Below are 18,423 nucleotides of genomic sequence, written 5' to 3'. Positions count from 1 at the left end.
GGTCGATCCACGCAAAGCTGCGGTTGAAGCCGCAATCGCCCGCGCTAAAGCGAAGAAAGCGGCGCAGGCAGCAGAGTCAGCCGCTGAAGCTGAGCCATCAGAAGCAGCACAGTCCGAACCTGAACATGAAGCGGCACCGGAGCAGTCCGACGATCCGCGCAAAGCGGCAGTGGCGGCGGCCATCGCTCGTGTCAAAGCGCGAAAAGCGCAACAGCATTCCACGCAAGAGGATTAAATGGCTTTTCGTATTGCTAGTTCGCCCTACACTCACAACCGTCGCAGTACCGGCACCATTATGCTGCTGGTTCTGCTTGCGGCTATCCCGGGTATTGCCGCCCAGTGGTACTTTTTCGGCTGGGGCAACATTATCCAGGTGGTGATTGCCGCCCTTGCCGGTATGGGTGCAGAAGCGCTGGTACTGAAACTGCGCAAGCTGCCGCTGGCGAAAACGCTGGGGGATAATTCAGCCCTGCTTACCGCCCTGCTGCTCGGCATCAGCATTCCGCCGCTGGCGCCCTGGTGGCTGATTGTTATCGGTACTGTTTTTGCGGTGGTGATCTCCAAGCAGCTGTACGGCGGCCTGGGGCAGAACCCGTTTAACCCGGCGATGGTGGGCTATGTGGTCCTGCTGATCTCCTTCCCGGTGCAGATGACGAGCTGGCTGCCGCCGGATACGCTGCAGTCAGTTACTCCGACCTTCATGGATACGCTGAGCATGATTTTCCACGGGACGACTGTAGACGGTCATACCATGCAGCAGTTGCAAATCGGGGTGGATGGCATCAGTCAGGCAACCCCGCTGGACACCTTTAAAACCGGTTTACGTGCCGGGCACAGTGCAGAGCAGCTTCTCGCGCAGCCGATTTATACCGGCGTGATTGCCGGTCTGGGCTGGCAGTGGATCAACCTCGGCTATCTGATCGGCGGGCTGTTCCTGCTGTTCACCAATACGATCCGCTGGCATATTCCGGTCAGCATGCTGGCCTCTCTGGCCCTGTTTTCCACCCTGGGCTGGCTGTTATCGCCCCAGAGTCTGGTTTCACCGGTGATCCACCTGTTCTCGGGTGCCACCATGCTGGGCGCATTTTTTATTGCCACTGACCCGGTAACCGCCTCCACCACCAACAGAGGCCGCCTTATTTACGGCGTATTGATTGGCCTGCTGGTCTGGCTGATCCGCAGTTTTGGCGGCTATCCGGACGGTGTGGCCTTTGCTGTGCTGCTGGCCAACATCACAGTGCCGCTTATCGATTACTACACGCAGCCGCGCGTTTACGGCCACCGGAAGGAGAAGTGATGCTGGATGCGATTCGTAAAAATGGCGTGACGCTGGCGATCTTTGCTGCAGTGACTACCGGCCTGACGGCAGTGATCAACACCGTCACCAAACCGACCATTGCGCACCAGACCGAAGTGCAGCAGAAAATTCTGCTGGATCAGGTGGTACCGCCGGAGATGTACAATAACCACATCCAGCAGGAGTGTTACCTTGTTAACAACCCGGCGCTGGGTACTGGCCCGCACCACCTCTATCTGGCACGTAAAGATGACAAACCGGTGGCGGTAGCGGTTGAGACAACCGCCCCGGACGGCTATTCTGGTGCTATTCAGATGATTGTCGGGGCAGATTTTAAAGGCACGGTGCTTGGCGTGCGCGTGGTGGAGCACCATGAAACGCCGGGTCTGGGCGACAAAATTGAGCTGCGAATCTCCAACTGGATCAACAGCTTCAACGGCGTGCATCTGGGTGGAAAAGATGACACGCACTTCGCGGTGAAAAAGGATGGCGGTGACTTTGACCAGTTTACCGGCGCAACCATTACTCCCCGCGCCGTGGTGAATGCCGCCAAACGCACCACGTTGTATATTGAAACGTTGCCGGGGCAGCTTGCCTCGCTGTCACCCTGTGGAGACTCCAATGAGTGAAGCCAAAACGCTGCTGGTCGGCGGACTGTGGAAAAATAACTCGGCGCTGGTTCAGCTGCTGGGCCTCTGTCCACTGCTTGCCGTCACTTCCACCGCCACCAACGCTCTCGGCCTTGGGCTGGCCACCACCCTGGTGCTGACCTGTACCAACAGTGCGATTTCCGCCTCACGCCGCTGGGTGCCTTCTGAAGTACGCATTCCTATTTACGTGATGATCATCGCTGCGGTCGTCAGTTGCGTGCAGATGTTGATCAACGCTTATGCCTACGGGCTGTATCAGTCGTTAGGGATCTTCATCCCGCTGATCGTCACCAACTGTATCGTCGTGGGCCGGGCTGAGGCCGTCGCCTCACGCAGCAGCGTGCCTCTGTCGGCGCTGGACGGTATGGCGATTGGGCTGGGAGCCACCAGCGTGATGGTGGTGTTAGGATCGATCCGCGAAATCATCGGCAACGGCACCATCTTTAACGGTGCCGATCAACTGCTTGGCCCATGGGCTAAAGTGCTGCGCATTCAGGTGTTCCACTTTGATTCACCAATGCTGCTGGCGATGTTGCCGCCGGGTGCCTTTATTGGCCTTGGCATGCTGCTGGCCGCCAAATACCTGATCGATAACAAGATGAAAGCACGCGCTGCCCGTCAGGCAGAGGCGAAAACTCAATCCGCTCTGGAAGGAAAAGCGAGTGCGCTGTGAATAAGGAAAAACGTCAGCAAATCTTAAGCCGACTGCGGGATAACAACCCGCATCCAACCACGGAACTGGTTTTTACTTCCCCTTTTGAACTGCTGATTGCCGTGCTGCTTTCCGCACAGGCCACGGACGTCAGTGTCAACAAGGCAACGGCTAAACTCTATCCCGTTGCCAACACACCGGCCGCAATGCTGGCGCTGGGCGTGGACGGGGTGAAGGAGTACATCAAGACTATCGGCCTGTTTAACAGCAAGGCGGAAAACGTGATTAAAACCTGCCGCATCCTGCTGGAACAGCATCAGGGCGAAGTGCCTGAAAATCGCGAAGCGCTGGAAGCCCTGCCCGGCGTGGGCCGCAAAACGGCTAACGTGGTGCTGAATACCGCCTTTGGCTGGCCGACCATCGCTGTGGACACGCATATTTTCCGCGTCAGCAATCGCACCAAATTTGCACCGGGAAAAAACGTTGAGCAGGTGGAAGAAAAACTGCTGAAAGTGGTGCCGAAGGAGTTCAAAGTGGACTGCCACCACTGGCTGATCCTGCATGGGCGCTATACATGCGTGGCGCGGAAACCGCGCTGCGGTTCCTGCATGATTGAAGATCTCTGTGAGTTTGAAGAAAAGACCGAGGTCTGACGGCTGTCAGTCAGTTGTCATTCGCCAGTCTGGTCTGGCCTGCATCATGATTGAAAGAGATCTGTGCGCCGTATTCTTTATGCAACCGACGGGCTTCGAGGAAGACGGATTTCCAGTAAGGATTGGTCAGAGATGACCGCATCACGCCTCTGCTGGAAGAGGCATGCAGGAACTGTTCATCAGTGTCGTAAAACCCGACATGCATTTCATGATTAATCCGGAAGAAAACTAAATCCCCGGGCTGCAGGTCAGCTGGCTCCACCCTTTTCCCCATATGGATCAGATCAGCGGTGGTCAGACGGCCGACGGGCATATTGAAACGGTCTTTAAGCGTTCGCCAGACAAAGCCTGAACAGTCCACGCCCGATAGCTGAGTACCGCCCCATTGATAAGGCGTCCCTTCCCAGGAATGCATCTGGTCATGCAGTGCCGCCAGAATCGGAATAAGATCGGGCTGCTGGCCGTTTTGCTGCCACTCCCCGCCTTTGTCATTATTCGCTGTGGAAGGCGAATGCGATGCACATCCGCTGAGCAAAGCTGCCCAAAGACAAAGGGGAATTACCGAAGATTTACAGTTCCACATGTTATTCAGGGCGGCCAGCTGTTGAGATGTGCATTCATCCTATTGATCGGCATGGAAAAGCACCACGCTTAATCTATTTCTTAACGTTATTAATATTTACAATTATTGACATAACAGGTTTTTACGCCGTACTTAAAGCGCTGCGTATTCACCCGTTCCGTCCGGCCAGGGTGTCAACAGATCGTATCCCGTCTCAGTTACCGCAATGGTGTGTTCCCATTGTGCCGACAGCGAGCGATCTCTGGTAACCACCGTCCAGCCATCGGAAAGTAAACTGGTTGCTGCCTTCCCTGCATTAATCATCGGTTCGATGGTAAAGATCATTCCAGGTTGCAGCACCACACCGGTCCCCGGCGTACCGTAATGCAACACCTGCGGCGCGCCATGATACTCAAGCCCGACGCCGTGCCCACAATATTCCCGGACAACTGAGAAACCCGCCCCTTCCGCGACGCGCTGGATAGCCGCGCCAACGTCACCGAGAGTGGCCCCGGGTTTGACGGCCTTAATGCCAGCGACCATGGACTCATAGGTGATATTGACCAGGCGGCGGGCGCGCACCGAAGGTTCTCCGACGTAATACATCCTGCTGGTATCGCCATACCAGCCATCTTTGATAATGCCGATATCGATATTGATGATATCGCCCTTCTTCAGCTTTTTATCGCCGGGAATGCCGTGACAAATAACGTGATTGACTGAAGTACAAAGCGTACGGGTATAGCCGTGATATCCAATATTGGCCGGAACAACCTGTAATTCATTGACCAGATAGTCATGACACAGGCGATCCAACTCGTCGGTGGTCACCCCGACACGGACGTGAGGGCCGATCATCTCCAGCACTTTTGCCGCCGCGTGACCTGCCGCGCGGGCCAGCTCGATTTCTTCCTGCGTGTGTATTCTGATTTCGCTCATTGGGGTGCATGTTCCTTATGTAACTGCCCGGCTTCATTACGCACGAGTTTGTTGATTTCAGTGCCACCTTCAAGCTCACACTGGATCAACAGCCGGGTCAGTTGCTGGTGGGTCAGATGGGGATAGAGTTCGGCCAGCATGCCAATCTTCAGCCAGTGCTCGGCCTGCGAGTTAATCGAACGGCTCAGCGCGTTGCTGGCCAGGCGCAGGTTCTCATGCATCAGATCGGATATTTTTACAATGCCCATGATGTGCCTTATACGTTTTATATATAAATCGTATAATGCCACATTCAGACATGGTTGCAAGCTTAACGCCGGAAACGTCGGCCAGGATGATCATCACGCAGATGGCGCTGGCCTTCTCCCTGCAACCGCTCCCGCAACGTCAACGGCGTGGCCGGTGGTGGCGTGACTCTTCCTCTGGCAGTCAGCTCCGGAATGATGTAATGGATAAAATCCTCAAAGCTGCCCGGACTGATGGCATAACCGAGGTTAAAGCCGTGCACGCCGGACGCTTCCGCAAACCGCTCCATCTGGTCGGCAACACTTACCGGGCCGCCCACCAGCGTCGGATGCAGCCCGCCGATACCAATGTATTGCGCCGCTTCACGCAGCGTCCAGCGCCGCCCGGCATCAATACGGGTCAGGCTTGCCAGCGCTGAACGGCAGGCGTCGGTTTCAATGTACTCCAGCGGCTCGTCCGGATCGTATTCTGACCAGTCCACACCGGTCCAGGCGGAGAACAGCGCCAGCGCCGCTTCTTCACTGATGTAACGCTGAAATTCTTCGTAACGCTGCTGCGCCTGCTGGTCATTTTCACCGGTCACCACGGTGATAGCGGTAATAAATCGCAGAGCGTCTGGATCTCTGCCTTCTGCTGCTGCCAGCTGGCGAATGTGGTCAATATCTTTCCGGATTGCCTCCGCCGTCAGCCCAGCCATGAAGATCACTTCTGCATTAGCCGCAGCGAACTGGCTGCCGCGCGACGAGGTTCCGGCCTGAAACAGCACCGGTGTGCGCTGCGGGCTGGGTTCGCTGAGGTGCGCATCCGGTACCTGGTAATGCTCACCGCGATGCCCGATGGGATGAACTTTGTGCGGATGAGTATAAATACCGCCAGCCTTGTCGCGCACCACCGCGTCGTCCTCCCAGGAGCCTTCCCACAGTTTGCAGGTGATATCCAGGAACTCCTGGGCGCGATCGTAACGTTGATCGTGGGGCAACTGGTGGGTCAGGCCGAGATTTCTCGCCGCCGAATCCAGCATCGAAGTCACCACGTTCCAGGCTATGCGTCCGTTGGTCAGATGATCCAGCGTGGTGAATTTTCGCGCCAGCAGGTAAGGATGCTCATAAGTGGTGGAGACGGTCACGCCAAAGCTGAGATCGCGGGTAGCGGCGGCCATCGCCGACACCAGCAGCAGTGGATCGTTAACCGGCATCTGTGCCGCGTTGCGTAACGCCGTATCAGGACGTTGCTGATACACGTCCAGCTGACCAAGCGCATCGGCCAGAAATAGCGCGTCAAAACCCGCCTTATCCAGCAGCTTGGCGATCTCCACCCAATAGTGGATGTCGGTGTAGCGGTGCGCGGTGTCCTGAGGATGCCGCCAAAGTCCGGCCGAAATATGCCCGACCACATCCATCATAAATCCGAACAGCAGAAAAGGTCTGGGATGAGCCATTTTTCCTCCACAAACTGTTTATTTCCGGCGGCGGTTATTCAGTGCACCAGCCGCCAGCACGCCAAAAATCAGCACGCCGGTAGCGACCTGCTGCCAGTAAAAGTTCCAGCCAGTCAGCAGCAGTCCGTTTGCCACAAAGCTGAGCAGTATCACTCCCAGCAGCGTACCAGGCACGTTGGGCCGCCGCGTGGCGGAGAAAGTGGCACCGATAAAGGCCGCGCCGATGGCATTCAGCAGATAGGCGTTGCCGGAGAGCGGCACCCACGCTTTGACGTTTGAGGCGAGCATCAGCCCGACAATGCCTGCAATTACCGCGCTGAGGACAAACCCCACGCCGACAGTCCGGCCGACCGCAATGCCTGAATAGCGTGCCACGCTGGCCTGGCTCCCCAGGAAGGTTAAAGCACGGCCCTGCGGAGTGCATTTCAGCAGCAGATGCAGCGCAATCGCCAGCCCCGACACGTACCACAGCGGCAGCGGGACACCCAGTAACGCACCATGGCTGATGGCGGAGAACTGCACCGGCAGTACCTGGCTGAGCAGATAAACCGGCTGGCCGCCATTGGAAGAGAGTTGCTGGACGCTCTGGCCGATAAACAGCGTGCCCAGCGTGGCGAGGAATGGCTCCACGCCCAGCGCCGTCACCAGAAATGCATTGAACAAGCCAACGCACAGCGCCGCCAGCAGCGCTGCCGTCACGGCCAGCGGCAGCCCAACCTGATGCACCACCAGCGTGACCAGCACCAGGCAGGCGAAATCAATGGCGGTGCCAATCGACAAATCGACGGCGCCCATCGCGGCAACCAGGGTCATCGCCAGCGCGGCAATCGCCAGCGGAGCCACGTTGTTCAGCAGCACGCTGGCCACATTATCAAGGGTGAAAAAACCTGGCGCGAACAGGCTGAAGAACAGCAGCAGCGCGGCGAAGATCAGGATCAGTAAAACGCGCAGCAGGCCGCCGCGAGTCACGCCGGAAACGGTTAAATCAGACACGGACTTTTCTCCTCTGCTGGCGCTGGCGCAGCAGTGCAGTCAGCGAGACCACCAGCAGGATCAGCACGCCTTCCACCCCGTTAATCCAGTAGCTGGAAACATTGATCAGCTGGAAGCCGTTGGCAATCAGGCTGAGAAACAGCGAACTGAAAAGCGTGCCGCCCAGCGTCGGCACCAGGCGCCGCGAGAAGACCACCCCAAGCAGCACCGAGGCGATCACCATCAGCAGGTTGTCATTGGCCCCCGGTGAGCTTCCGCTGAGTATGGTGACCGAACCGAGTGCCGCCAGTCCCGCTGCCACGCCGCACAGCAGATAGCTGGCGGCAAGATAGCGCGACACGGCCAGACCGCTGGCATGGGCGGCAAGAGGATGGCTGCCCACCGCCAGCAGGCGCAGGCCGAACGGCGTGAAATGCGTCAGCACAATAAACAACAGTGCCAGCGCGGCAAAGCCCCAGGCCAGCCACGGAAAAGAGAGCGGCCCGGCGCTCAGCAGCAGATCGAACAGCGGACCGCTGGCGGGCACGGTGGCGTTCTGCGTCACCACCATCTCCAGACCGATGGCGATGTTCATGGTGGTCAGCGTGGCCAGCAGCGGCAGAATGCGCAGCCAGACCACGGCCAGAGCATTGATCAGGCCAACCGCCGCGCCGCTGAGCAGAGCAAGCAGCAGCGCCAGCTCAGGCGAAGCACCGCGACTGAGCTGGCTGGCGAACACCGCCGCACTCAGCCCCATATTCGCCGCCACCGAAAGATCGATGCCGCCAGTCAGCGAGTGGCTGCCGCCGCCGATCAGCACCAGCGTCAGGCCAAAGGCCAGTGTTCCGGTCACAGCGGTTTGCTGCAGCACGTTGCCGAGATTCCCCAATGTCAGAAAGATGGGTGAAAGCGTGGCGAAAACGGCCAGCACCGCGAGAATAATCAGCAGCACACTGCCCTGCAGCAGGTGCCCGGAACGTTCCGCCCGCAGTTTGTTTTGTTGCGCTACATCCGCATCGGAAGACGAGAGTTCGCTCATGCTGAGGTTCCTGCGGTGGCGGTAAGCGGGTTATCCGACGTGGCACCCGATGCCCAGGCGAGGATTTCATGTTGATCGGTGGCACGGCCCTGCAACGTTTTCACCATCCTGCCGCGAGCCATCACCAGAATCCGGTCACACAGCGACTGCAGCTCCAGCAGGTCGGTAGAGAAGATAATCACCACTGCCCCTCTGGCGACCAGTTGATGCAGCGCCTGGTAAATTTCAGCCTTCGCGCCGATATCAACGCCCACCGTCGGTTCATCCAGCAGATAAACTTCCGCCGCGGTATTCAGCCATTTTGCCAGCACCACTTTCTGCTGATTGCCGCCGGAAAGGAAGCGCAGCGGCGCTTCAGCACCGGGCGTCCGGATACCCAGATAGCGGATGTTTCCGGCCACCAGCTGGTTCTCCCCGGCACGATGGATAAACCCGCCTTTAACCAGCGTCTTCAGGCTGGTTAAGGCAATATTTTCCCGCACGCTCAGTTCCGGGGCGATGCCGTTGGTCCGGCGATCTTCCGGTACAAAGGCCATACCCTGCTTGACCGCATCCCGTGGCGAACGGGGCAGAACAGCGCGACCGGCCAGCGTGATGCTGCCGCTGATCCCACTTTCCAGGCCGAACAGCGCCCGGGTCAGCGCCTTGCCGCCAGATCCCAACAGCCCGGTAATACCAAGGATTTCGCCGCGATGGGCGGTAAAGCCGATCCCGGAGAAACGTCCTGCCGCCGTGAGGTTATCCACATGCAGCAGCACCTCCTCACCCTTCGGTGGCTGGCGCTGCACCAGCGATTTCTGGCGGTCGCCGAGCATCTCCACGATCAGCTGCTGGCTGGTCATCTCGCTTGTCAGGTGCGTCGCTACGCTGGCTCCGTCACGCAGCACGGTAACCCGCTGGCAAAGCTCGGTGATCTCATCCAGATAGTGTGAGACATAGACGATCGCCAGACCCTGCCCACGCAGCGTGCGGATAGCACTGAACAGAGAGGCCACCTCATGACGCGCCAGCGCCGCAGTAGGTTCGTCGAATACCAGTACGCGCGGAGAGTGACGCAGCGCGCGGGTGATCTGCACAACCTGCTGTTCCGCCACACTCAGGTCCGCAATCAGGCTGTCGGGATCCAGCCGTAAACCAAAATAGTGCTCAATCGCCTCGCGAGCCACGCGCCGCATACGACGACGGTTGAGCAACGGAACACCGCGGAATACCGGCTCCTCGCCCGACAGCAGCGCTTCGGCCACTGTCAGAACAGGTGAAAGTAACCGCTCCTGATGGACAATCTCGATGCCCAGCGACTGCGCCACCTTTGGCGAGGAGATGTTCACCCTCTCGCCATTAAGGTTTATCTCCCCTTCATCCGCCAGTTGCAGTCCGCCGAGAATTTTAATCAGCGTCGATTTCCCGGCACCGTTATGCCCGACCAGCCCGTGGATCTCTCCGGCTTCTGCCGACAGCGAAACCTGCCGCAGGGCCGGAACGCCATCAAAAGCTTTGGCGATCTGCGTCAGCGCCAGCAGCGGCGAGCCGGCCTGCTGGCTGCGGGACTGAAGCGATGGCTTACTTGCCATCACTCTGGCCCAGCACTTTCTGCACTTCGGCGGCATTCTGTTTGGTCACCAGCAGCGCCGGAACATAGGTGGCAGGCGGCAGATCATGGTCGCCGGCCAGGTAGCGGGCAGCGTTCTGCACGGCCGTTTTGCCGATCAGATAGGGTTGCTGCGCCACGACTGAAGCGGCACTGGATTTCGGGTCTTTCACCAGAGACACCACATCCGGGCTGCCATCCACGGCATAAGTTTTGATCTCAGTCCGCCCGGCAGCATCCACGGCCTGAGTGGCACCGATTTGCGGCACATCCCAGGCTGCCCAGATCGCCTGCACCGATCCTTTCGGGTATTTATTCAGCAGCTGGCTTATTTGCGCATAGGCATCCTGCACGGTATTTGGAATAACATCTCGCAGTTCAGGTTGAATAATTTTAATTTCAGGATACCATTTTAATACCGCTCTTAACTGGTCATAGCGCATCGCCACCACCGGCACACCATAAAACCCATTAAATACCAGGATATTTCCTTTCCCCCGCAGGTCGCTGACAACTTTTAATGCCAGCTGCTCGCCAATGTAAAAATTATCGGAGGTGGTGACGTTAATACTGGAAGGGCTTGCCGTATCAACAGTAAATAAAGGGATCCCTGCCGCGCGGATTTTTTTCAGCCACGGCTCCAGCACTGAAGCCGTGCCCAGCGTCTCGATAATCGCGTCGGGCTTTTGTGCGATAAGCGTCTGGATCTGCGAGATTTGCTGTGCCTCTTTGCGCCCGCCATCCAGCGCTATCGGCGTGCCGCCCAGGCGTTTCACCTCATCAATCTGTCCCTGATAGGCTTTTAAATCCCAGTAATGATCGGTTCCGGCGACGGTAATACCAATGCGTTTTCCTTTCAGCGAGGGGATATTATCATCATTGCCTTCCGCATGAACGGGAAGAGAGAATAATACTGACGCTGTCAGTATAGCGGCCAGCGATGTTTTAAAAATCTTTTTCAGGCGAACAGCATTTTTTATTTTAGTAGCCATCATCATGATAAATATCCTGGAGAAGGTGAAGATTGCCAGGTTAGCACAACTATTTCCTGGCAATCAGATCAATTTCAGCTAAGGGTTTTTGCCAGACAGAATTAAAATACATTACGCGCAAAATTCATTTCTGATTTATTAATAATCATTTTCAGCATAAGCGCATCCACCGGGCCGCCAGCGGGCTGCAGGATGGCGTGAGGATAACCGATCGTGACCAAACAGTTTTTTACGCAGCGAACCGGATTGATAGCCGGTTTTATAACGTCCGCGCTGTTGTAACTCTGGCACTACCAGGTTAATAAAATCGATGTAACTTTGCGGATTGACGATGCGCGTCAGGTTGAAACCATCAATCCCGGCTTCGTCCATCCAGTGGATCATCTGGTCTGCCACCTGTGACGGACTGCCGACAATCAGCGCATAACGTCCTCCCAGCGCGTGCTGCTCAAGCAGCTGGCGGCGGGTCCAGCCGTCATAGGCTTTACTCACCGATTCAATCGCCCGGGTATCACCGGTCCGGATCGGTTCATCCAGGCCAAACTGCGCCAGGTCGATACCGACAGAACTGGAGAAGTGGGCAATCCCGGCCTCCGGGCTGGCATAGCTCAGGTACTCGCGGTGTTTCTCCTGCGCCTCCTTTTCCGTTGGCGCGACGATCACCGAGATGCCCATAAAGACTTTTATATCTTCCGGCTGGCGTCCGGCTTCGCGGGCGGCCATGCGCAGTTTCTCCACCTGGCTTCGCATCGCCTGTGGGGTGCTGCCGTTAACAAAACTGCACTCCGCATGACGCCCTGCGAACCTGACGCCCCGCGCCGAGCTGCCAGCCTGAAACAGCAGCGGCGTACGCTGTGGTGAAGGTGACGACAGGTGATATCCCTCAACCTGATAAAACTTGCCGTGGTGGTGAATCGGGTGGATTTTGCTGGCATCGGCATAGCGTCGCTGCTCACGGTTGGCAGGCACCGCACCCTCCTCCCAGCTGCCTTCCCACAGCTGATAACTGACGTCAAGAAACTCATCTGCCCGCTCGTAACGGCTGTCGTGGCTCAGGAGCTGCGTCTGGCCCATCGCCCGCGCCGCGCTGTCCAGATAGCCGGTGACAATATTCCAGCCCACCCGACCACTGGTCAGGTGGTCAAGGGTGGAGAAGCGGCGGGCAAATGGGTAAGGCGATTCATAACTGAGATTGGCCGTCAGGCTGAATCCCAGGTGATCGGTGACGCTGGCCATGGCCGAAACCAGCATCAGCGGATCATTGACCGGCAACTGGATCGACTCGCTGGCGGTCAGCGCAATCCCCTGCTGATAGACGTCATACACCCCGAGAATGTCGGCGATAAACAGCCCGTCAAACAGCCCTTTTTCCAGCGTGCGCGCAAGATCCAGCCAGTAGTTCAGCTGGTTGAAATCGGTGGATCGGTCCTGTGGATGAGTCCACATTCCGTGATGGATATGGCCGACGCAGTTCATGTTAAAAGCGTTAAGCAGGATCTGCTTAGCATGCTGGCTCATGGCGGCCCTCTCTGCGGTAAATTCCGTTCGCCGGAGCGATACTGAGTAAAAACATCATGACCCCTCTTACTCTCCGTGGCCGATTTGCCAGATAAAGGTCGGCTGGGTGCCATTCACTTCCCAGTCACCGACGTTACGGGATTTATAGATCACCGGATTGTGCGAAGAGACGGTGCGGGCATTGCGCCAGTGACGATCCAGCGCTTTACTGACACAAGTGTCGGAAGCGCCCAGCGCGTTGAACAGCTCGGTCGCCGCACGGGGGACCAATTCGCTGGCAATGACCTGCGCTTTGGCTGCCTCCACTTCGGCCAGAATATTCGCCTGCTTAATCTCCTCTTCGCCGCCGCCGCGCTGCTGCACCTCAAACGCCTGTTGCAGCGAGTGGCTTGCACGCTGCACCGTAGCGTCCACCGCCCAGGCCTGGCTGGCGATCTGCCCGACCACCTGCAGCACCTGAACATCCTGCTTCACCAACCTGGCGTTGCCGTGGCTGTAGACTCTTTTACGCTGCGCCACGCCCTGCGCCGCATCACGGGTGATGGCCCGGCCAATGCCAGCCAGCGTTGACAGCAGCACATGCTGATAGAAAGCGGTCTGATAGCGAAAACGCTCGCTGAAGTCGTAGACATGGGTCTGCTCAACCCTCGCCTTGCTGAAGCGCGTGGTGCCGCTGCCGGTGAGCCGCTGGCCGAAGCCGTCCCAGTCGTCCTCACGCGCGACGCCAGCCTGATGCGTGCTGACCAAAGCGATCACATCCCGATCGTTATCGCTGCGCCGGGCATAAACATCGATCCAGTCGGCATACAGCGTGCCGGTGCTGTAAAACTTCTCGCCCTCCAGCAGCCAGCCGTTATCTGCCGGGGAGACTCTGGTTAACACTTCCCCCAGCTTCATGTTCCCGGTTTCACTCCAGCCGCTGCCCACCAGCTCGCCATCGCGGAAACGGGCGAACCAGCGCTGCCGCTCCTCGCTGTCCGGCTGGTTCAGGCGATCTTCGACAAAGGCGAAATGCGCACGCAGCGCCTGCGGCAGATTGGAGTCAGCTTCCGCAAGTTCAGTCAGCAGCCGGAACAGCTGTGGCAACGTCGCGCCAAAACCTCCCTCGCGGACCGGAATACGCAGGGTGCCGAAACCGGCCTCTTTCAGCCAGCGGATCGGCTCGTGAGCCAGCTGGCGGCCGCCCTCCCGCGCAACTGCCCCTTCGGCAATACGGGCAAAGATCGGACGAAAGCGCGACGCCAGTTCGGTGTTATCAGGCGAGTTGAATTCAGACATGGTGTTCTCCGGTTTCAGATTGATCATCGATATCCTGACGGGTCGGCTCGAAGCGGATAATCAACAGGAAGAAAATTGGGATAACGGCCGCCAGCGAGACGATCCAGAACATATTGGTACCAAAGGAAGCCTGCAGGATCGGCAGGATAAACAGCGCCAGCGCGCTGCCGATGCCGGACAGCGAACGGCCAAAGCCAACGCCGGTGGCACGGATATGAGTCGGATAGGAGAGCGACGGGTAGATCATCATTTGCGCGCCAGGACCAAAGCCTTCGGCGAACAGCCACAGTCCCAGCAGCAGAATGGCAAACACCACGCCAATGGTCGCCTGCGGATGCCCGACCAGCGCCAGCGAAATCAGCGCGAGAAACTGCAGGGCAAAACCGGCAATCGCTACGTGGCGCGAGGGGAATTTCCACGCCAGGCGCATCCCCAGTAATCCGCCAGTGAAAGCGAACAGCGCGTTCAGCCCCAGCGAGGCCGAGATGGTTTCAAACACGCCCGTTCCGAGGAACTGCGCCAGAATCGACGGCAGGAAGAAGGCTATGGCCGTGTATTCAAAGGAGATACAGATATTCATTACTGCGGTGACAATAGTGCGTTCGAGGTACGGTTTCTGGAACAGCACGCGAAAGCTGACTTTTGGCAGGACTTTTTTCTCCTGCTGCGCGGCTGTGGGTTTTGCTTCGTGCGCTGCAATACCATAAGAGTCGCGCAGAATGCGCACGGCACTGGTCAGGTCGCCCTGATTGGCAGCCCACAGCGGCGATTCATTCATAAATTTGCTGCGTACCGCGATGATCAGCAGCGCGGGAATGGCACCAAACAGCAGCGAAGCACGCCACAACCAGTCAAGATGCTCTTCAGGCAACAGGAAATAGAGCGCAAAGATGATAAAGAAACAGGCCGAAGACGCGGCGTACCACATCGGGCACCAGGCGGCCAGTCGCGCGGCTTTGTTGCCCTTGCCGGTAAACTTCGAAAACTCGGCCAGATAGGCCATCGCCACCGGCAGATCGATACCCACGCCAACCCCCATCAGGAAACGGGCGCCAATCAGCACCCAGACATTGGGGGCCAGACCGGCGGCGATGGCAGAGACCACAAAGAACAGCATATCGGCCATAAATACCGAGTAGCGGCCATATTTGTCGGTCAGCCAGCCGCCCAGCAGGTTGCCGAAGATGGTGCCGATCATAATGGACGAGGTGACAAACCCGGTCAGCGTTGGCGTCAGGCCAAATTCTTTTACCACGTCATCGATGCCGTAGGAGAGCGTGGTCAGGTCATAGGCGTCAAGAAACACGCCGCCCAGCGCCAGAAAGACGATAAAGCGCGCATAGCTGTTTTTGTGGGTGTTGCCGTTAATCAGTTTCGCCACGTCGCTGACGGACCGGACCGGTGTTGAGTGCGGCGTCGGTGAACCCAGCTCGCCGTCAAGGTTGATTGTACTCATCGTATCCTCAATTTTATTATTGGCAGGTGATGAGCTGTTATAGAAAGGATTGCGGCTGAAAACAAACAACAATAAGTGCTATAAAATACCTAAAATTCAATAAGTTAAATCATTAAAAGCCACAAGCGCCAACGCCGGATTAGCCTCAGGCTAATCCGGTCTGTTCAGTTCAGCTTCACGATTATCTCACCGTGGCACTCAGGCGTAACGGGCACCTGCTATCGTACGGCCTCCTCGCTCCCAGTTTTTAGCGTGTTGCTGGATGTACGACGATAGCCCGCTCCCGGATGCGGCGCCTCCAGCTTTGGTCCCTGCCGGAACAGCTTCTCGCGCAGCGTGCCGGGCTGGTACTCCTGCTTGTAAACACCGCGTTTTTGCAGTTCAGGCACCAGCAGCTCCACCACGTCGGTGAACGTTTCATGGGTCACGGCATAGGCCAGGTTGAAGCCGTCCACGTCCGTCTCCTCCACCCAGCTCTGCAGCTCGTCAGCCACCGTTTCCGCGCTGCCCACCAGCAGCGGACCAAAGCCGCCGATACCCACCCAGTCCGCCAGCGCCTGCACCGTCCACTGGCGGTTCGGATCGGCGGTAGAGAAGGTTTCCACCGCCGACTGAATGGCATTGGTGTGCAGATGCTTCAACACCTGGTCCGGCTGATACTGGCCGAAATCGATGCCGGTCCAGCCGGAGATCAGCGCCAGCGCGCCTTCGTAGCTGACGTGGCTTTTGTACTCCTGCCATTTCGCCTGCGCGGCTTTGTCCGTTTCACCGACAATCACCGTTTGCAGGTTGAAAATCAGGATGCTGCGCGGATCCCGCCCCGCTTCAGCAGCGCGGCGACGAATATCAGCAACGGTTTTTTTCAGCAAAACTTTTGAGGGCGCGGCGACAAAGACGCATTCAGCATGTTCCGCCGCGAACTGCTTGCCACGGCTGGATGCGCCAGCCTGATACAGCACCGGCGTGCGCTGCGGCGAAGGTTCACACAGGTGAATGCCTGGCACCTGGAAAAAAGTGCCCTGATGATTAATCGGGTGGATCTTTTTCGGGTCACTGAAGACACGGCGCTCGCGATCACGCAGGATCGCTCCCTCTTCCCAGCTGCCCTCCAGCAGTTTGTAGATCACCTGCAGATACTCATCAGCATAGTCATAACGGGCATCGTGATCGGTTTGCGCCTGGTAGCCGATATTGCGCGCGCCGCTCTCCAGATACGAGGTGACAATATTCCAGCCGACGCGACCTTTAGTCAGGTGATCCAGCGTGGAGAGGCGGCGGGCAAAAGGATAAGGATGTTCAAACGACAGCGAAGCCGTCAGGCCAAAGCCCAGATGCTCAGTGACCAGCGCCATTGGGGTGATCAGCGCCAGCGGATCGTTGACCGGCACCTGGGTCGCGTGGCGGATCGCCGCTTCGTTGTTACCGTTCAGCACGTCATACACGCCCAGCACGTCGGCAATAAACAGCCCGTCGAATTTGCCGCGCTCCAGCAGGCGGGCCAGATCGGTCCAGTAAGAGAGATCTTTATATTGCCAGGAGCGATCGCGCGGATGCGCCCACAGGCCGGGAGACTGGTGACCGACACAGTTCATATCAAAAGCATTAAGGCGAATTTCACGTTGCGATGGCATAGCAGGCTCCAGAGCGGCGACGGGCAGAGGCGCTCCGTCCGTCGCGGCAAATATTTTAATCAATGAGAAATGCTGAGGTTAAACGGGAGTTGTTAAGCGGGACATCGCTCTCTGGCCGTCAGGGAAGGAACGCCGAGCAGCTGGCAGGCCAGAGACTCCGCGTGTTCGGCCACCTGAGGCAGCCCCATCAGTTCGCCAAACCGGCCACGGGCTGCCGGTCCGACCACGTACAGATGAGGATTGGCGTCCCCCTGTTCGTTCAGCGTCTGTGACGCAGCATTGACGTGAATGCCGAGCGCCAGCGGGTCGGCCTGAACGGTGCCTTTTGCGGCCAGCTGGCTCAGCAGCGCATCACTCTGCAACAGCGCGCCATGTGCCGGACCGGTGGTGACAATCAGCCGATCCACAGTCAGGGTTTCTGCCCCGCCAGTACGCGGCTTGAGGGTCAGATTAATCGCGCCGTTATCCGCCGAGATCTGGTCCAGACGGGCTGCAATCACCCGAAGCTTGCCGCTCTGCTGGCGCTGCTCCAGAACTTCGCTGACCTGCGGCGCGATGCGATAGCGATGAACGTCCCACCACGGGCGCAGATGGCGCAGAAAACGCCGCTGCTCTTTTAACGACAACTGCTGCCAGATGCGCTGACCATTCTGGCGGATGTCGTCGAGCACCAGCTGCCACGGCAAATTTTCAGCGGCGGCCTCACGCACTTCTGACCGGATCCGCTTCAGCCAGGCTTGGGCGGTGGCCTGCTGCGGGCGGTCGTAATCCAGCGGGCGGGGATCAAAATTACCGCTGAGGTTATTTCTGGGCAGTTGTCCACGGCGTGAGAAGACCACAATCTCCCCGCGATGCCCCTGCCGCTGCAGCGAGGCCACCACGTCGGACATAGTGAGGCCGCTGCCAATAATCGCTACGCGATCGTCCTGCTCCACGGCGGCCAGAGCATCATGCCGCCATGGGTTGGCGATCAGCCCCGGATGCCCATATAATGCTTCAGCCAGCTTATGCGGCAGGGCTGGCGGCGGATGGCTGATCGCCAATACCACTTCATCAGCGGCGATCCGCTGCCCTGAAAAAGTGACAACGTCATTACCATTCAGCGCGACAGCTTTATCGCGAAGGTGGTGGAGCACAACGGGTGAGGCTGATTTCTCTTCGGCAAACCGCGCCGCAACATAGGCCGCAAACTGCCCGCGCTGTGGGTAAACTTTACCGTCATACCAGAGTGCATCCGGATCGGTGTCCAGCGCGGCCGAAGCGCGATACCAGCGGTCAAAATCCCCTTCTTCAGCTGCAGAAAGTTGCATGCGTGAAGCCGGCACATTAATGCGATGCGCCGGATCGCGGGTGCCATAGGCAACGCCCTGCGCCAGCTGCTTGCGGGGTTCGATTATCGTCACTTTCAGCCCTGCAGTGCCGAGACGCGCAAGGTGGATCGCCAGCGCCGTACCGGTGAACCCGCCGCCGATAATTACGATGTGCTTTTCAGCCATAACCTGACTCCGGATG

General features: G+C 58.1%; 17 protein-coding genes and 1 pseudogene. 5 read left to right on the top strand and 13 right to left on the bottom strand.

Annotated elements, in window-relative coordinates:
* From GSQ70_RS13340 to nth, 5 genes and pseudogenes are all read left to right on the top strand, one after another.
* A pseudogene (locus GSQ70_RS13340) lies at positions 1–235 on the top strand (electron transport complex subunit RsxC); the annotation flags it as partial.
* A complete protein-coding gene (gene rsxD / locus GSQ70_RS13335) occupies positions 236–1,297 on the top strand; it encodes an electron transport complex subunit RsxD (RefSeq protein WP_158782990.1) in 1,062 nt (353 codons plus the stop codon).
* Positions 1,297–1,926 (top strand): electron transport complex subunit RsxG, encoded by a 630-nt coding sequence (gene rsxG / locus GSQ70_RS13330; RefSeq protein WP_158782989.1) that lies wholly within the window; start codon positions 1,297–1,299, stop codon positions 1,924–1,926. The genes rsxD and rsxG overlap by 1 nt, the downstream gene beginning before the upstream one ends.
* Positions 1,919–2,620, top strand: a complete 702-nt coding sequence (locus tag GSQ70_RS13325; protein ID WP_158782988.1) for an electron transport complex subunit E — start codon at positions 1,919–1,921, stop codon at positions 2,618–2,620. Before rsxG ends, GSQ70_RS13325 begins: the two co-directional genes overlap by 8 nt.
* On the top strand, positions 2,617–3,252 hold the full coding sequence (gene nth / locus GSQ70_RS13320) for an endonuclease III (RefSeq protein WP_158782987.1): 636 nt from the start codon (positions 2,617–2,619) through the stop codon (positions 3,250–3,252). Before GSQ70_RS13325 ends, nth begins: the two co-directional genes overlap by 4 nt.
* A 10-nt stretch (positions 3,253–3,262) precedes the next feature.
* Here the strand turns inward: nth and GSQ70_RS13315 are convergent, their stop codons facing one another.
* The 13 genes from GSQ70_RS13315 to GSQ70_RS13255 form a co-directional block, all read right to left on the bottom strand.
* Positions 3,263–3,835 carry a C40 family peptidase gene (locus tag GSQ70_RS13315; protein WP_158782986.1) on the bottom strand — a complete coding sequence of 191 codons (573 nt, stop codon included), beginning with the start codon at positions 3,833–3,835 and terminating at the stop codon, positions 3,263–3,265.
* Between the two features lie 132 nt (positions 3,836–3,967).
* Positions 3,968–4,753 (bottom strand): type I methionyl aminopeptidase, encoded by a 786-nt coding sequence (map, locus tag GSQ70_RS13310; protein WP_158782985.1) that lies wholly within the window; start codon positions 4,751–4,753, stop codon positions 3,968–3,970.
* Positions 4,750–5,001, bottom strand: a complete 252-nt coding sequence (locus GSQ70_RS13305; RefSeq protein WP_158782984.1) for a ParD-like family protein — start codon at positions 4,999–5,001, stop codon at positions 4,750–4,752. Before GSQ70_RS13305 ends, map begins: the two co-directional genes overlap by 4 nt.
* A gap of 62 nt (positions 5,002–5,063) precedes the next feature.
* A complete protein-coding gene (locus GSQ70_RS13300) occupies positions 5,064–6,437 on the bottom strand; it encodes an LLM class flavin-dependent oxidoreductase (RefSeq protein WP_158782983.1) in 1,374 nt (457 codons plus the stop codon).
* Between the two features lie 18 nt (positions 6,438–6,455).
* A complete protein-coding gene (locus GSQ70_RS13295) occupies positions 6,456–7,430 on the bottom strand; it encodes an ABC transporter permease (protein WP_158782982.1) in 975 nt (324 codons plus the stop codon).
* Positions 7,423–8,448: an ABC transporter permease gene (locus tag GSQ70_RS13290; RefSeq protein ID WP_158782981.1), complete on the bottom strand. Its 1,026-nt coding sequence runs from the start codon at positions 8,446–8,448 to the stop codon at positions 7,423–7,425. Before GSQ70_RS13290 ends, GSQ70_RS13295 begins: the two co-directional genes overlap by 8 nt.
* Positions 8,445–10,019 (bottom strand): sugar ABC transporter ATP-binding protein, encoded by a 1,575-nt coding sequence (locus GSQ70_RS13285; RefSeq protein ID WP_158782980.1) that lies wholly within the window; start codon positions 10,017–10,019, stop codon positions 8,445–8,447. Before GSQ70_RS13285 ends, GSQ70_RS13290 begins: the two co-directional genes overlap by 4 nt.
* The gene (locus GSQ70_RS13280) at positions 10,009–11,034 is read right to left on the bottom strand and encodes a sugar ABC transporter substrate-binding protein (RefSeq protein ID WP_158782979.1); all 1,026 of its coding nucleotides are present in this window, start codon (positions 11,032–11,034) and stop codon (positions 10,009–10,011) included. The genes GSQ70_RS13285 and GSQ70_RS13280 overlap by 11 nt, the downstream gene beginning before the upstream one ends.
* A gap of 132 nt (positions 11,035–11,166) precedes the next feature.
* Positions 11,167–12,546: an LLM class flavin-dependent oxidoreductase gene (locus tag GSQ70_RS13275; RefSeq protein ID WP_158782978.1), complete on the bottom strand. Its 1,380-nt coding sequence runs from the start codon at positions 12,544–12,546 to the stop codon at positions 11,167–11,169.
* 66 nt (positions 12,547–12,612) lie between these two features.
* On the bottom strand, positions 12,613–13,824 hold the full coding sequence (locus GSQ70_RS13270; protein ID WP_158782977.1) for a monooxygenase: 1,212 nt from the start codon (positions 13,822–13,824) through the stop codon (positions 12,613–12,615).
* Entirely contained in the window at positions 13,817–15,280 is a 1,464-nt protein-coding gene (locus GSQ70_RS13265; RefSeq protein WP_158782976.1) for an MFS transporter, read from the bottom strand. Before GSQ70_RS13265 ends, GSQ70_RS13270 begins: the two co-directional genes overlap by 8 nt.
* 218 nt (positions 15,281–15,498) lie before the next feature.
* Entirely contained in the window at positions 15,499–16,911 is a 1,413-nt protein-coding gene (locus GSQ70_RS13260; RefSeq protein WP_158782975.1) for an LLM class flavin-dependent oxidoreductase, read from the bottom strand.
* 92 nt (positions 16,912–17,003) lie between these two features.
* Positions 17,004–18,407 carry an FAD/NAD(P)-binding protein gene (locus tag GSQ70_RS13255; protein ID WP_158782974.1) on the bottom strand — a complete coding sequence of 468 codons (1,404 nt, stop codon included), beginning with the start codon at positions 18,405–18,407 and terminating at the stop codon, positions 17,004–17,006.
* Positions 18,408–18,423: the final 16 nt, after the last annotated feature.

Source organism: Pantoea sp. BAV 3049 (assembly GCF_009765445.1).
In the GTDB taxonomy this organism is placed as follows: domain Bacteria; phylum Pseudomonadota; class Gammaproteobacteria; order Enterobacterales; family Enterobacteriaceae; genus Erwinia.
The sequence above is the reverse complement of the archived record's forward strand: the minus strand, read 5'-3'. Positions and strand labels throughout refer to the sequence as shown.